Origin of the sequence: Corynebacterium sp. HMSC14B06 (genome assembly GCF_001807075.1) — a bacterium.
Classification (GTDB): domain Bacteria; phylum Actinomycetota; class Actinomycetes; order Mycobacteriales; family Mycobacteriaceae; genus Corynebacterium; species Corynebacterium jeikeium_D.
Genome location: NZ_KV787380.1, coordinates 1 through 14,514 on the forward strand (window position 1 = coordinate 1; position 14,514 = coordinate 14,514).

The 14,514-nt window shown below is 58.9% G+C and carries 12 protein-coding genes; 3 read left to right on the top strand and 9 right to left on the bottom strand.

Features of this window, described 5'->3' with window-relative positions; translation table 11 throughout:
* Window positions 1–365 precede the first annotated feature (365 nt).
* The 4 genes from HMPREF3130_RS06070 to HMPREF3130_RS06085 form a co-directional block, all read right to left on the bottom strand.
* Window positions 366–1,238 carry an adenosylcobinamide-GDP ribazoletransferase gene (locus tag HMPREF3130_RS06070; RefSeq protein ID WP_049192930.1) on the bottom strand — a complete coding sequence of 291 codons (873 nt, stop codon included), beginning with the start codon at window positions 1,236–1,238 and terminating at the stop codon, window positions 366–368.
* 5 nt (window positions 1,239–1,243) lie between these two features.
* A complete protein-coding gene (gene cobT, locus HMPREF3130_RS06075) occupies window positions 1,244–2,281 on the bottom strand; it encodes a nicotinate-nucleotide--dimethylbenzimidazole phosphoribosyltransferase (protein ID WP_070429537.1) in 1,038 nt (345 codons plus the stop codon).
* A 102-nt stretch (window positions 2,282–2,383) separates the two neighbouring features.
* On the bottom strand, window positions 2,384–2,977 hold the full coding sequence (locus HMPREF3130_RS06080) for a bifunctional adenosylcobinamide kinase/adenosylcobinamide-phosphate guanylyltransferase (protein WP_049190511.1): 594 nt from the start codon (window positions 2,975–2,977) through the stop codon (window positions 2,384–2,386).
* An 11-nt stretch (window positions 2,978–2,988) separates the two neighbouring features.
* Window positions 2,989–3,753: a DUF3043 domain-containing protein gene (locus HMPREF3130_RS06085; RefSeq protein WP_016423034.1), complete on the bottom strand. Its 765-nt coding sequence runs from the start codon at window positions 3,751–3,753 to the stop codon at window positions 2,989–2,991.
* A 309-nt stretch (window positions 3,754–4,062) separates the two neighbouring features.
* Between HMPREF3130_RS06085 and HMPREF3130_RS06090 the strand changes: the two genes are divergently transcribed.
* The gene (locus HMPREF3130_RS06090) at window positions 4,063–4,404 is read left to right on the top strand and encodes a HesB/IscA family protein (protein WP_005512007.1); all 342 of its coding nucleotides are present in this window, start codon (window positions 4,063–4,065) and stop codon (window positions 4,402–4,404) included.
* A gap of 178 nt (window positions 4,405–4,582) precedes the next feature.
* Here HMPREF3130_RS06090 and asnB read toward each other — a convergent pair whose 3' ends face one another.
* Complete coding sequence (gene asnB / locus HMPREF3130_RS06095) at window positions 4,583–6,508, bottom strand: asparagine synthase (glutamine-hydrolyzing) (protein WP_049192931.1); 1,926 nt, start codon at window positions 6,506–6,508, stop codon at window positions 4,583–4,585.
* A gap of 500 nt (window positions 6,509–7,008) precedes the next feature.
* On the opposite strand from asnB, the gene HMPREF3130_RS06100 reads away from it, so the two are divergent.
* Both HMPREF3130_RS06100 and HMPREF3130_RS06105 read left to right on the top strand, forming a co-directional pair.
* Window positions 7,009–8,184, top strand: coding sequence for an aa3-type cytochrome oxidase subunit II (locus HMPREF3130_RS06100; protein WP_049190506.1), 1,176 nt, complete (start codon window positions 7,009–7,011; stop codon window positions 8,182–8,184).
* A gap of 35 nt (window positions 8,185–8,219) precedes the next feature.
* Window positions 8,220–8,666, top strand: a complete 447-nt coding sequence (locus HMPREF3130_RS06105) for an aa3-type cytochrome oxidase subunit IV (protein WP_016423031.1) — start codon at window positions 8,220–8,222, stop codon at window positions 8,664–8,666.
* A 163-nt stretch (window positions 8,667–8,829) separates the two neighbouring features.
* Here the strand turns inward: HMPREF3130_RS06105 and HMPREF3130_RS06110 are convergent, their stop codons facing one another.
* The 4 genes from HMPREF3130_RS06110 to HMPREF3130_RS06125 all read right to left on the bottom strand — a co-directional run bounded on the left by HMPREF3130_RS06110 (window position 8,830) and on the right by HMPREF3130_RS06125 (window position 14,447).
* On the bottom strand, window positions 8,830–10,557 hold the full coding sequence (locus HMPREF3130_RS06110; protein ID WP_049192933.1) for an ABC-F family ATP-binding cassette domain-containing protein: 1,728 nt from the start codon (window positions 10,555–10,557) through the stop codon (window positions 8,830–8,832).
* A gap of 166 nt (window positions 10,558–10,723) precedes the next feature.
* Window positions 10,724–12,352: a cytochrome bc1 complex cytochrome b subunit gene (locus tag HMPREF3130_RS06115; RefSeq protein ID WP_016423029.1), complete on the bottom strand. Its 1,629-nt coding sequence runs from the start codon at window positions 12,350–12,352 to the stop codon at window positions 10,724–10,726.
* Window positions 12,349–13,560: a cytochrome bc1 complex Rieske iron-sulfur subunit gene (locus HMPREF3130_RS06120; RefSeq protein ID WP_049170241.1), complete on the bottom strand. Its 1,212-nt coding sequence runs from the start codon at window positions 13,558–13,560 to the stop codon at window positions 12,349–12,351. The genes HMPREF3130_RS06115 and HMPREF3130_RS06120 overlap by 4 nt, the downstream gene beginning before the upstream one ends.
* The gene (locus tag HMPREF3130_RS06125) at window positions 13,557–14,447 is read right to left on the bottom strand and encodes a cytochrome bc1 complex diheme cytochrome c subunit (protein ID WP_016423027.1); all 891 of its coding nucleotides are present in this window, start codon (window positions 14,445–14,447) and stop codon (window positions 13,557–13,559) included. The genes HMPREF3130_RS06120 and HMPREF3130_RS06125 overlap by 4 nt, the downstream gene beginning before the upstream one ends.
* Window positions 14,448–14,514 lie beyond the last annotated feature (67 nt).

Sequence of the window (14,514 nt, forward strand, 5' to 3'; positions counted from 1 at the left end):
TGTCATAAACGCAGTCAGTAACTCGCATTGGCCCGCCGTCGCTAACATAACCGCAGTCACTAGCCCCACTGAACCCAAACCCCACTGAACCCAAACCTGGGAGTGCCACCCCAACAAAGAAAAGCGCGTCCCGTGCATCGCTGCGGCGGGACGCGCTTTTTAATTAGCTGGGAGGCTAGAAGGTGTGCTCGTTCTTGGCGCCCCGGCAAACGGTCGGCGCAAAATAATTTGGGCGAGCCCCGAAACGAGCCTCCTGTACTCCGCCTTCCCGGCGGTGTGCCCTCAGAATACGTCCGCGTCAAAGCGACCGTCAATAGTTCTTTTTAAAGAAAACCCCAACGGGGGCAATGCGCGCATTTTCCCTGCTAGAACCCTATGGCAAGTGCCACGGCACAGACAGCGCACGCTATCTCAATGACTGCACCAAACACGTCGCCGTTGACTCCGCCAAACCTCTTCACGCAATGCCGCGTCAGCAGCAGTGTAACGCCAAAGCTCAGTGCACAAGCGACTACGCCCACGAGCCCAACCACCCAGCCCGACACAGCGAGCAGCAGTATCCACCAGCAGGTCACCGTGACTGTGGACTGAGTACCGGCAGTCAGAGAGCCGAAGCCGCTGTTCGAAAAAGGCGGAAAGCCGCGCCAGCAGGCAGTCGTTGCTGCCGCGCGAGAGGCTACAAAAGGCAAGCACAGCGCAACCACACCAGGCCACATCTGACCAGCAGACCACTGCGACAGCACACTAGCCACAATCACGGCAAAAGCAGTCGTCGTCGTCAACATCGTCAGCACGATGGAGCCCACGCCCATTGGGCCGGTGCTCGGATCGCGCAGCACCTCCCGCGCCCCCTCCGGCGGCTTATACGAGCCGAGGGCATCCGCCACATCCGCCAGCCCATCCAGGTGCATCGCGCGGGTCAACATCTGTGCCGCCACCATAATCAGGGTGCCGCCGAGGATCGGGGTGACGTCGTAAAGCGTGGGCGTGCCTGACGACGACGTTGCGAACAGCGCCGCCGTGATGAGAACTGCACCCGCGGCAGGAACGAGCCCAGCTACTGGCAGTGCGGCGATGGCGCGACGGCCGGTGATGCGGTCGAACACGCTCGCGCCTTTGAAGGGCAGGATGGTGAGCCAGGACAGGGCAGTGGTGATGGCCTCAGCGACGGCATTGCCGTGAGCAGAGGGATCGCCGTCGAGGTTGTCCTGGCGAGACGGGCCGGCTTTGTCGGACAAGTCGATTAGTCCTTGGTGCTTACGCCTGCGTCGGCGAAAGTAGCCATGTTGCGCAGGACCGATACGCCGGACTTGACCAGCGGTAGGGCAGCGACGGCGCCGGAGCCTTCGCCAAGACGCATCCCGTATTCGAGAAGTGGTTCCTTATCCAGGTGTCGAAGGGCAAGCGCGTGCGCGGGCTCTGCCGACTTGTGGCCGGCGACCCACCAATCGCGGGCGCCCGGAGCGAGCTGGTCAGCCAGCAGAGCAGCGGATGTGACAACCACTCCGTCCAAAATCACAGGAGTGCGACGAACCGCTGCTTGCGCCAAGAACGCGGCCATCACGGTCATATCCGGCGAGGAAATACGACGGAGCACCTCAACCGGGTCATTGCGCAGGCGACGCACGCGGAACATGGCATCGCGTACGGCAGCGACCTTGAGCTTCCACCCCTCGTCATCAATGCCAGTGCCTCGGCCGACGACGACCACCGGTTCGGAGTTGGTCACGGCACCAATCAGCGCCGCGGCTGGAGTGGGGTTTCCGATGCCCAGGTCGCCGGCAATGAGCAGGTCAGCGCCTTCATCAACGGCGGCGTCGGCAATCGCGATGCCCGTGCGGATGGCCTTATCGACCTCCTCCTCGCTCATCGCATCCTCGCGGTCGATAGAACCACAGCTGCGACGGATACGGTATGGCCCTTCGGCATCGTGGTCGAGGGAAATGTCCACACCGGTAACAGTGGCTCCCGCGATGTCAGCGATAGCGTTCACGCCGGCACCCTTTGCCTCGATATTGGCAAGCATCTGAATAGACACCTCGGACGGGTACGCGGACACCCCGCCCTGGGCAACACCGTGGTCACCAGCGAAGACATAAACACGACAATCGTCCAGGTCACGCGGAGGGCATTCTCCCTGACACGCCGAAATCCAAATGCCGAGTTCTTCCAACCGGCCAAGTGAGCCTGCGGGTTTAGTCAACTGCTCATGGCGCGCGCGGGCGGCCTGTTCAGTCTCTTCGTCAGGGCGTGCTACCGGTCCAAAATAATCCGCGTTCATACTCTCAAACGCTACCCGAAAACGATTTGTCTACCGACCATTGGTGCACAGCTATTCGCATTGCTAGGCAGACCGTCATAGGGGAAGCGGCGTGGAGTGAATCTAGTTCGCCGCCTTGACTTCCATGGGGCAGCCAGCCACAACTAGGACAACACGATCACAGACAGCTGCGAGCTGTTGGTTGAGAAGGCCAATTTCATCACGGAAAAGCCGCCCTGAGCGGTGTTCGGGAATGACACCGAAGCCCACTTCGGGCGACACAATGAACAGGTCGGAATCTGCGGGGAAGTTGCGCACGGCGTCGACAAGCGAGTGCGTCCACGGCGCGACGCTGCCCCTCGGCGCCTCCCACAGCCCCTGCGCGTCGATGATGTGCGTCAGCCAGGTGCCGACATCGTCCAGCAGCATGCGCCGCTCCGGCGACGCGAGAGCTTCCACCGCATCGACGTCATCAACCGTGTGCCAGGCCACTCCGTGCTCTTTTGCCTGTGCTTGACGACGAATGCGGTGCTCCTCGACCCTGGAGTGAAAATCGCTATCACCGGGCCAGGGCCGTGCTGTTGCGATGTAATGCAACACCGTTGAGGCTGCAGCATCTGAGGCACCGCCGGTTGAGGCTGCGGCGGTGGCCAGCAGCTCGTGCTCAGCCCATGAGGACTTGCCTGAGCGGGCGCCACCGAGAACCAAAGTGCGCATGGCAGATGAGGCTACTTGATTTCGTCGCCGATGTTGACCTGCGGACGCGGAGTACGCAGACGACGCGGCTGAGAAGCGCGGGAGTAAGCGTAGAAGCCCAGTCCCCAGGCCCCTTCGGTGGTCTTCGGGAAGCGCTCACGCGTCAACTTGATGGCACGGCGGCCGATGTAAATGCCCTCGATAATCAGGGCGATGATGAGAACCATCGCGATGAGAGATGCGATGTTGGCCAGCTTCGGCAGGGAAGTGCCAATCATCATAATCAGCAGCAGAATCAGCGCGAACGGGAGGAACACGTTAGCGAGGAAGCGACGGGAATCAACCCAGTCGCGGACAAACTTGCGCTCAGCGCCCTGGTCGCGTGGCAGCATGTAGCGCGGATCGCCGGCGGCCATGCGCTCGTCGGCAATGCGACGCTGCTCACGTCGCTCTGCTCGCTCGCGTGCCTTGGCGGCCTTGAGCTCTTCCTTGGACATGGAAGCCTTGAGCTCCTTGCGGCGCTGGCGAGCTTCCTTAGCGGTCAGCGGCGCCTCGACCGGGCCACGGCGGATGCCGCGTTCGCGCTCAACCTCGTTGCGCTTCGGAGTGGGGCGCCCCTTCTTGGGAGTAAAAGCACCGCTGTGCTTCTTCTCGGGCTGCTGAGACTCCGAAGCGGTGCCCTTGGCCCCGCTGGATGCGGTCGCGTCGGTGGCTACGTCTCCGGCGTTGGTTGCGTCAGCGTTAGCTGCCTCAGCTGCCTTGGACTTTTTGTCATTCTTTTTCCACGGTAGATTCACGACCCCAGATTATAAGGTCTTCAAGGTGCTTCCCTAATTAGGTTGCAGGTTGAGGGGCAGGGACGGGGCAAGGGCGAGGTTTTGGGGATGACCGCCGCAGGGGCAGGCGGGAAGAGTGCGCTTGTGGCGTGGGAAGCCGTGGTGTGGTTGCGATGTGGCGGCAAAAAGAGACTTCCGAAAAAGAGAAAGAAAAAGAGAACCCAGAATTGGGAATTAAAGACTGGTCGGTAAGGTTGTGATAAATAATGACGTAGCCGACCTTGGGGTCGACTCGCATACTTAAACACTTCAACAAGGAGGACACGCGCTATGACTACTGCTCAGAGCACTGGCGTTACCCTGACCGAAGCTGCGGCTGCCAAGGCAAAGGCACTTCTGGACCAAGAAGGTGCCACCGACCTGGCACTGCGTATTTCCGTGGCTCCGGGCGGCTGTGCCGGCCTGCGCTACCAGCTCTACTTCGATGACCGCAGCCTCGACGGCGATGTCGCCGAAGTTTTCGGTGGCGTCAAGCTGGTCGTTGATCGCCAGTCGGTTCCGTACCTGTCCGGTGCCACCATCGACTTCGCTGACACCATTGAACAGCAGGGCTTCACCATCGATAACCCGAATGCCACTGGCTCCTGCGCTTGCGGTGACTCCTTCAACTAAGTCATTAGCTGAGCAGAGCTGTCAGCAGACGCTGTGAAAAGCATCGGATAGTAAAAGGCTCGGACCTCACTCTTGTTAACTGAGTGAGGTCCGAGCCTTTTCTATTGGTTGCCCCAGCTATGGTGGCAGCCTGCCGGGGCAGGATGGGGTTGAGGCGCGGGGACCGTCGTAAAGCGAGCTAGAGCTCGACGGGGTAGTCGCGCTGCTCGATGTCCGGAGTAATGCGGTCTTCGATGAAGATGCCGTGCCAGACCATGAAAGCAAGGATGGTCCAGAGGCGGCGGGAGTGGTCGCGCTCGGTTGGGTGGTGCTCGGCGAGCATCTTGAGCACGGCGTCCTTATTAATGAACTCATCGGTCTGGGACTCGCGGATGATGTCCTCGGCCCAGCCGTGCAGTTCGTCGCCTGCCAGCCAGTGGCGAATCGGCACCGGGAAGCCCAGTTTGCGGCGGTTGAGCACGTGCTCCGGAACAATCTGCTCCATGGCGCGACGCAGTGCGTACTTGGTGGTGCCGTGAGAAACACGCATGTCCACCGGCAGCGTCTGTGCAACGTCGAAGACCACACGGTCGAGGAACGGCACGCGCAGCTCCAGGGAGTTAGCCATGGTGATCTTGTCCGCCTTGACCAGAATGTCGCCACGCAACCAGGTGAACAGATCCAAGTGCTGCATCCGAGTCACCGGGTCCCAGCCTTCAGACTGCGCGTAAATCGGCGCAGTGACATCGCTGTGGTCCCATTCCTTCTTGGCCCACGGCAGCACTTCCTGCAGCTGCTCAAAGTTAAAGGAACGAGCATTGCCGTAGTAGCGCTGTTCCAGCGGAGTAGTGCCTCGCTGCAGGAGCGACTTGCCGCGCATGCCCTCTGGCAGAGCTTCGCCGACCTTAGCCAGACCGCGCAGCAGGGGAGATGGAACCTTGTCGAACGGCTTCAGCGACAGCGGCTCCTTATAAATGGTGTAACCACCAAAGAGCTCGTCTGCGCCCTCACCGGACAGTACGACCTTAACGTGCTTACGAGCCTCTGCGGCCACGAAGTACAGCGGCACCAGTGCAGGGTCAGCTACCGGGTCATCGAGGTACCACATAATCTTCGGAATCGCCCCGGCGAACTCCTCCGGCGAGACGACCTTCACAATGTGCTCGACGCCAATGGCGGCGGCGGACTCGGCAGCCACATCGACCTCGGAGAAGCCCTCGCGCTCGAAGCCAGTGGTAAACGTCAGCAGGTTCGGGTTGTGGCGCTTAGCCAAAGTTGCAATCGCAGTGGAGTCGATACCGCCCGACAGGAACGAGCCCACCGTGACGTCGGCACGCATATGCTTCTCGACGCTGTCCTCCAGCGCACGGGCAATGCGGTCAAAAACATCCTGTTCAGCGCCCTTAGCCACTGGCTGAATCGGGAAATTCGGCTTGAAGTAGCGGGTCTGCTTAACTTCGCCACCAGGCGTAACGATGGCAGTGCAACCCGACTCCAGACGAACAATGTCAGTGTGCAGCGACTCCGGCTCCGGAACGTACTGCAGATCGACGTAGTGCTCCAGTGCGCGCTTATTCAGCTTCTTCGCATCGATGCCCATCTCCGGCGCAGCTTCGAGCAGGGACTTCTTCTCAGAACCGAAAATTGTGCCACGCTCTGTGGTGGCGTAGTAGAGCGGCTTAATGCCGAACGGATCGCGCGCCAGGAAAAGCTTGCGCTCGACGCTGTCCCAAATGGCAATGCCGAACATGCCGCGCAAGTGCTTTACGACGTCCGCTCCCCAGTGGTGGAACCCAACGACGATAGGTTCACCATCGCCGGAGGTATTAAAGGCATAGCCTTTCTTCTCCAGCTGCTCGCGAAGTTCGACGAAATTGTAGATTTCGCCGTTGAAGGTCATGGAGTAACGATTCGGCTGATTCTCTGGTCCCCACTGCAGCGGTTGGTGGCTGTGGGCAATATCAATAATGGATAGGCGGTTGAAGCCGAAAACTGCGTCCTCATCGTGCCACGTGCCTGCATCGTCAGGGCCGCGGTGCCGCATGCAGGGCAGGGCCCTTTCGACAACGGGAACGAGCTCCGCTGCGTCAGAATTTGCAGCCAGGATTCCGAGAAGACCACACATGCTTCGTGCGCGCACCTTTCGCTTAGTGTCACTTAATGGATTTTCGACGGCTCCGTAGCTAGCGGCTCAGCGCGACTGGTTGTCGCCTTAACCGGTGGCCGTGAAGGACCGCCGCGTGGCTGAGTAGCTGGGTTGAACCCCAGATTGGCGCCACATAGAAATGCTGCACCTACTTTAATGCCTTTTGGGGAAAAGCGAGAATGTCTGAGTTTGCCGTGTCTAGGGCTCGGGGCAAGGTTGCGCGGGACGGTGTGTGCGTCAGCGCGTGGCACAAACACTAAAAAATTCATAGACTTAGGAGCGTCAACAGGGTGTAACTGGTGAGAATGCCACCCCCGATAGGCGGGTCTTTCTCAGTATTTTATTAGGGCAGATATACTCAAAGGCACCCCACAGCCATATTTATTGTGGAGAAAGCTTAAGAATCGACTACTCTGCTTGGGTAGGACGAAACCTTAATCGGTTATCGAAAATTGTGTGGATCAGGAAGGCAGACACACGTGAATCAGCGTAGAAAGTTCGGAGTCGCCCGTAAGCTCGGCGTCCTCGGCGTTGCCACCGGTAGCGCAGCCTTGCTTGCCGGCTGCGATGTTAATCCTCCGGAGAACGGCTTCTTCAAGCTGCTCCGCTTTGGTTGGCCGGAAGGTGTGACCCCGGAAGCACAGTCCATGGGTAACTTCTGGGTTTGGACCTGGGTTGCAGCTTGGATTATCGGCATCATCGTTTGGGGCGTTACCCTTTACTCGATGGCAAACTTCACAGCTAAGAAGGCTGAAAAGAAGGGCAAGGGCGAGTTCCCGCGCCAGACTGCATACAACGTTCCGGTTGAGTTGTCTCTGACCATTCTCCCGATTCTGATCGTGATGACTCTGTTCTTCTTCACGGTTCAGACTCAGGACAAGGTCACTGCCCTGGATAAGGATCCGGAAGTTACCGTCGACGTCACCGGTTTCCAGTGGAACTGGAAGTTCGGTTACGCCAACATTTCCGCTGACCTGATGGGCGGCGAGGAATACAACGGCCGTATTGAGAAGCCGGCTGATGAGCAGTTCTTCACCGAGGGCGGCCACGAGGTTCCGTCCGCTGAGGATCGCGCAAAGCAGAAGGAGCACCCGGTTCACGGACGCTCCAAGGAGAGCCTCGACTACCTGCACTACGACGAGATTGAGACCCTCGGTACCACCGAAGAGGTTCCGGTCCTCGTTGTTCCGGAAGACACTGCAATCCAGTTCGACCTCGCGTCCGCTGACGTGATTCACTCCTTCTGGGTTCCGGAGTTCCTCTTCAAGCGCGACGTGTTCCCGCACCCGGAGGCTAACAAGTCCAACCGTGTCTTCCAGATCGAAAAGATTGACTCGGACAAGATTGCCAACCGACCAGAGGACAACCCGAGCGACAAGGTCAAGAACGCATTCGTTGGCCGTTGTGCCGAGATGTGTGGTACCTACCACGCAATGATGAACTTCGAGATTCGTGCTGTCTCCCGTGAGGCATTCACCGAGTACATCAAGTTCCGCCAGGAGAACCCAGAAGCTACTAACGCTGATGCTCTGAAGCACATCGGTGAGCCGGCATTCGCAGTCTCCACTTCGCCGTTCAACTCCGGTCGTGTCGACACCCGCGACATGGGTGATCGTGGTGCTAACACCATTGACCTGAACGCGACCGCCAAGTAAACCCAGCAAGATTCTTACTTAAAGGAAGTTCTCAAATGAAGTCTGCAGCAAAGCTCTTCTACGGACTTACCGTGTTCCTGGGGTTCATGGCTGTCGTCTACATCTTCGGCACTCAGTACCTCCAGGACACCGGTAACGTCATCAACGAAAGCCAGGGTCGCCTCGAGTGGGCTGGCGCAACCGGCCTGGTCCTCGCAGCTCTGATGACTCTGATGCTCGGTGGATACTTCCACTTCACTGAGCGCCGCTCCGACATCACCCCGGCCGACTTCGAAGAGGCAGAGATTGCCGACGGTGCAGGTACCCTCGGTTTCTTCTCCGCTAGCTCGATTTGGCCGTTCGTGATGACCATGGGCATCCTCCTCATGGGCTACGGCATCGCATTCATGGCCTACTGGCTGATTGTCCTTGGCGCGGTAATTCTGATCGTCTCCGGCACCAAGCTCAACACTCAGTACATCACTCCGCCGGAGAAGCACTAGTCCGAGTGCAATCAGACTGAACCACAGTCGTAGATAACCGAAAAGTCTCTCCCACTAACAAGGGCGTTAGTGGGAGAGACTTTTTTGTTTGGGCGAGTGGGAGGGGATTCCTAACTGGTGTTACCTCGTCGGTTAGGATCTGTAGTCAATATATGATTCCGCATCAAGCGAATTCGACGGGTTTCTGCCCCTTAGGTAGTTCGATGACCTCACCGTCAGTCACCTGCAGATGACGCGCTTCGAGCGAGTTGATCATGCGGTGATCGTGGGTAATCACAATAATTGTGCCCTCTGCAGATGCGATCGCGTCTTGGACCTGCTCGATTAGATCCACACTCAGATGGTTCGTAGGCTCATCGAGCAGCAAGATCTCCGGCGGATTGGCTACGACCAACGCTAACGCCACCCGGCGCTGCTGGCCGATGGAGAGGCTTCCTACCGGTCGATTGGCATCCTCAGGGCTAAGCAATCCAAAGTCGTCGAGAGGCACGCGGGCATTGGGCGCAAGGTCGTACAACTCACGGGCGGACTTCTTTGGGTTTTCCCAGTCTTGTTCCTGAGCCAGCATGGCTACTCGACAGTTCTCGCCGATACGCACCTCGCCAGCCTGCGTCTCAACTTGCCCCATGATCGTCTTAAACAAAGTAGATTTGCCGGCCCCATTAGGGCCGGTGATCACGACCTTGTCGCCGGGACGAATAGTCAGTGAACCAACCCGAATTCGATCTGGGACGACCACACCGCGCATCTTGATGTGAAAATCTTCATCGCTGCCCGAAGCAGCGCGCTTGGTCGGTAGGGGTGCGGTCAACGGGGCATCAAAGCCCAGTAGTGCCGGTGGACGCTCCACACCTTCCTCAATGAGTTCCTCCAGCCGCTGCTTAGCCGAACGCACGCGGCGGGCGATTTGCCGCTCTACACGACCGCCACGGCGGTCATAAGCCATCTTGTTATTGTCCGTCATTTCCCGACCCGGTGAGATCTCACGAGCGCCATTCTCGATGGTGTCTTCCAACCGATTGCGTTCATGCTCCTCCGAGCGCCACTGGTGCTCCCATAGCTCACGCTGGTGGCGACGGTGCTTCGCGTAGTCGGAGTAATTACCACGGAACAGCCCAATACCAGGGCGCCCCGGCACCAAGTCTCCAATTACAGTACAAACGGCATCCAGGAAGTCGCGGTCATGTGTTGCCACCACAACCACTCCAGGGTGGTTCTGGATGGTGTCAATCACGAGCTGGCGACCGCGTTCATCGAGATGGTTGGTGGGCTCGTCGAGAAGCAGAATCTCTGGCTTTCGAATGAGCGTAATCGCGAGCCCCAACCGCGCCCGCTGCCCGCCGGAAATCTCCGTGGTTAGTTGCTCTGTCAGGGGAGCGCCGTCCGGAGCAGAACCGGTCAGGCCGAGATGGTCGAGCACAATCTCCGCATTATGTTCGGCGTTCCAGTCATCGTGAGCCATGACGTCCGAGAAGGCCTTCGAATACGCCTTCTCTGCCGCCTTAGACTCATCTGGGGTCTCTGCTAAGGCCATCGCCTCAGCTGCCTCTTCTAACTCCGCTAAACGACGTTTCGAGGGGCCGAGGGCTTCATCGATAAGCATTTGCACCGTGGAGTCGAAAGGAGCTTCCAGTTCCTGAGAGCCGAGTACACGCGTGCCAATATGAGTCACCGTACCGCTCGTGGGCCGACGACGACCCGACAGCAGCCAAAGAAGAGTGGACTTGCCGGCTCCGTTGTCTCCAACCAGACCGAGGACATCGCCGTCGGAAAGCGTGAGCGAGACATCGCGCAAAACAGGCGTGGCCTCGTAGTCGAAGTTGACACCGTTGGCGACAAGCTGTGTGGCGTTGCTCGAAAGATCGGTGGTGGGGGAGGGACTGGTAGACATATGTCCATTTTAGTACTGGTAAACAGTAGATTTGGTATCCGACATATGTGGGGTCAAGGCGAAATCGGAAGAATCTGGGTAACAAAAACCACCCCGGTCGACATCCGAAGTGGATGCGGACCGGGGTGGTCTTATTTGAGCGCAGTAGAAAACCTACCGCGGAACTTTACTGCTCGAGCTGGCGACGCTCTTCAGCGTTTTGAGCTTCGAGGTCACGGAACATCTGAGCCTGCTGCTCGTGGTTCTCGTGCTCGATACGAGCTGCCTCTTCGGCGATCTCCGGGGAGTCCGGGCTGAAGAAGCTACCGCGACCCGGGCTACCAGCGGCGCCCAGTTCGTTCATGGTCTTCGGGACGTAAGCACCCTGGTACTCGAGCGGAACGGCGTGGCCGTGCTCGTCGACCGGACCCAGTGGCTGGTGGACCTCGATGAAGGAACCATCAGGTAGCTGGTTGATGATGCCCGTCTCGATGCCGTGCTCCAGGACAGCGCGGTCAGAGCGCTGCAGGCCGATGCAGATTCGGTAAGTGACGAAGTAAGCGATCGGAGGCAGGATGATCAGACCGATACGGCCAACCCAGGTCATCACGTTCAGCGAGATCTGGAAGTGGTATGCGATCAGGTCGTTACCACCGGACAGAGTCAGCAGGGTGTAGAAGACCAAAGCCATGGCACCCAGGCCGGAGCGAACCGGCACGTCGCGCGGACGCTGCAGCAGGTTGTGGTGGGCGTTGTCGCCGGTGATCTTCGCCTCGATGAACGGGTAAGCGAAGAGCAGGACAACCAGAACACCACAGAGCAGGGCGACCCAGAAGACTGCCGGGATCGTGTAAGAGCCCAAGTAAAGCTCCCACGGCGGCATGACACGGGCAGCACCGTCAGTCCACAGCATGTAGATATCCGGCTGGGAACCAGCGGAAACCTGCGCCGGGTTGTACGGGCCAAGGTTCCAAATTGCGTTGATCTGGAAGATACCAGCGAATAGCGCCAGGAAGCCGAACGTAATCAGGCCGAAGGAAACGGACTTGACTGCGAAGATCGGGAGAATACGAACGCCGACGACGTTGTTCTCGGTACGACCTGCGCCAGGGAACTGGGTGTGCTTCTGGTACCAGACCAGAGCCAGGTGAGCGGCAATCAGACCCAGCAGCAGGGCCGGGAGAATCAGCACGTGTGCAATGTACAGGCGCGGGATAATCATGTCACCCGGGAAGTCGCCGTTGAACATCATCCAGTGCAGCCAGGTGCCGATAATCGGCAGACCGATGATGATTGCGGACATAATACGCAGACCAACACCGGAAAGCAGGTCGTCCGGCAGGGAGTAACCCATGAAGCCCTCTGCCACGGACAGCAGCAGGAGGATGGAACCGATGACCCAGTTAGCCTCACGCGGCTTGCGGAATGCGCCGGTGAAGAAGATGCGGAACATGTGCGCCATGATGGACACGGCGAACAGCAGAGCACCCCAGTGGTGAATCTGGCGAATGAACAGGCCACCGCGAACCTCGAAGGAGATCTGCAGGGCGGTCTCGTAGGCGCGAGACATCTCGACACCGTTGAGCGGCGCGTAGGCACCGTCGTAAATGACCTTCGACATCGACGGGTCGAAGAACAGAGTCAGGTAAACACCCGAGAAGAGCAGGACTACGAAGGAGTAGAGTGCAATCTCGCCCAGCAGGAAGGACCAGTGGGTAGGGAATACCTTATTGAGCTGCTTACGCATGCCGCCAGACAGGGTGTAGCGGTCATCCATATTCTTAGCAGCGGTTGCTAGTTTCGTTGGATTACTCATGACTGACGCTCCCAGAATGCCGGACCGACGGGCTCAATGAAGTTGCCCTCTGCGTACATGTAGCCTTCTTCGTCAACGCTGATCGGCAGCTCTGGAAGAGCGCGAGCAGCTGGACCGAAGACCGGCTTGCCGTAGTGCAGTGCATCGAACTGCGACTGGTGGCATGGGCAGAGAATACGGTTCGTCTGCTGTTCGTACAGAGAAGTCGGGCAACCGATGTGTGTACAAATCTTCGAGTAGGCGAAGTAGTCGCCGTAGTGGAAGTCTTCCTGACCCTTGCGCAGGATTGCCTTTTCAGCGTCCTGGGAACGCAGACGGATCAGCATGACCGAGTTGCGGGAGCCGTGAATCGAGTGCATGTGTGCCTCGTAGACATCAGCATCCTTGGAGTACTTGTCGCCGTCGTTGACGTCCTCCTCCGGAAGAGGGAAGACGGTCTCCATGGAACCTGCGGACAGGTCCTCTGGGCGGAGGCGAACCAGGCGGGAAACGCCCTTAGTGGTGTAGCCGTGTACGCCCTCTTCAGCGATAGCGCCGGTGTCGCGACCCAGGTAAACCTTGTGGCCCTTCTCGACGAGAGTCCAGCCAGTGGTCCACAGGGTGCCGTCACCAGTGACGTCAACGTCGTGGCGTGGCTTCCACGGGTTCTTAATCATGCCGCCAAGCGGAAGGATCATGCCGATACCAGCCAGGACGGCGCCGGTACCAAGGAGGCCCTTGATAGCGGAGCGACGACCCAGGGTGGAGGTCTGCCAAGAATCGTTCAGCAGGGCAACGATGGTCTTCTGGTCGACCTCTTCGGACGGACCATCGTGGCGGCGCTGAACCGAAATCTCTTCCGGAATGAAGCGCTTGGTGAACTTAACTGCACCAATACCCAGGGTGACGATGCAGCCACCGATGGTGATACCCAGCAGCGGGGTGTACATAGTGTACAGCCACAGACCCTCTTCGCCGTGCCCCTTGTAGTGCCACGGGTAGAACAGGTAGATGGCGATGAATGCCAGGCCAAGAATGACCGACAGTGCCAGCCAGATGGTGACACCACGAGCCGCGCGCTTTTCAGCCGGGTCGTTGGCAATCGGGAAGCGTTCCTTGCGGTAAGCAATGGTCACGTCATCGAGTTCAGCACCCAGACGAGCGAGATCCGCATTGCTCATCTTCGACAGCTCTTCGGAGCTGTACTTCTTGTTTTCGTTATTACTCATCGGCGGGATCCAATCCAAAGAGCGGCCGCTACGAGAGCGACAATGCCTACAATCCACATGACAAGGCCCTCAGCAACTGGGCCGATGCCACCAATGCCCCAACCACCCGGGGTCGGAGTTTCCTTGGCGTTCTTGATGTAGGCGATGATGTCCTTCTTCTCGTCAGCAGACAGCTGGCGGTCAGAGAACTTCGGCATATTCTGCGGGCCGGTCAGCATGGCCTGGTAGATTTCCTGCTCATTTGCAGGATCCAGGACCGGTGCGTACTTACCGCTGGACAGTGCGCCGCCACGACCGGTGAAGTTGTGGCAGGATGCACAGTTCAGGCGGAACAGCTCGGAACCGCGAGCAACGTCAGCCTTGTCAAGCTCACCGTTCGGGCCAGCGTTCTTACCGCGTAGCGACTCCATAGCGATGGAGCCGTCCTCGTCGCGGACGATGCCGGCGCCGCCGCCATTAGCCTGGACGTAGGCTGCGATAGCCAGCGTCTGCTCTTCGGAGTAACGCGGGGTCTTACGTGCTGCCTGAGCCTCGTTGCGGAGCATCGGCATACGACCGGAGTGAACCTGGAAGTAAACCGAGCCTTCGCCGACGCCGATCAGCGACTTGCCGCGGTCCTTAACGCCCTGAAGGTTGGCGCCGTGGCAAGTAATACAAGCAACGTCGTAAAGCTCCTTGCCCTGCTGAATCATTGCGGCTTCATCCTGCTGAGCAGTAGCCGTCTGTGCATCAGGGGTCAGAGCATTAGCGAGGAAGCCCGCGCCGGTGAGGGCGAGAGCCATAGCCATAATGCCGGAGGCAGTACGGCGCATCTTGCGGCGGCCCTTTGACTTCGGGGCCGCAGCCAAGGACGTGGTGTCCTTGGTTTCGGAGGTAGTGTTTTCCATCTTTTTCCCTTTAATACTGTTCGTGGAAAGTGGATGGGCTGTAGGCCGTACTAAACAAAGGACGGCC

Coding starts and splice junctions, on each gene's coding strand:
- cobT (WP_070429537.1), bottom strand. CDS start 2,281: ATGAACGCGGATTATTTTGGACCGGTAGCACGCCCTGACGAAGAGACT.
- HMPREF3130_RS06080 (WP_049190511.1), bottom strand. CDS start 2,977: ATGCGCACTTTGGTTCTCGGTGGCGCCCGCTCAGGCAAGTCCTCATGG.
- HMPREF3130_RS06090 (WP_005512007.1), top strand. CDS start 4,063: ATGACTACTGCTCAGAGCACTGGCGTTACCCTGACCGAAGCTGCGGCT.
- asnB (WP_049192931.1), bottom strand. CDS start 6,508: ATGTGTGGTCTTCTCGGAATCCTGGCTGCAAATTCTGACGCAGCGGAG.
- HMPREF3130_RS06105 (WP_016423031.1), top strand. CDS start 8,220: ATGAAGTCTGCAGCAAAGCTCTTCTACGGACTTACCGTGTTCCTGGGG.
- HMPREF3130_RS06110 (WP_049192933.1), bottom strand. CDS start 10,557: ATGTCTACCAGTCCCTCCCCCACCACCGATCTTTCGAGCAACGCCACA.
- HMPREF3130_RS06115 (WP_016423029.1), bottom strand. CDS start 12,352: ATGAGTAATCCAACGAAACTAGCAACCGCTGCTAAGAATATGGATGAC.
- HMPREF3130_RS06120 (WP_049170241.1), bottom strand. CDS start 13,560: ATGAGTAATAACGAAAACAAGAAGTACAGCTCCGAAGAGCTGTCGAAG.
- HMPREF3130_RS06125 (WP_016423027.1), bottom strand. CDS start 14,447: ATGGAAAACACTACCTCCGAAACCAAGGACACCACGTCCTTGGCTGCG.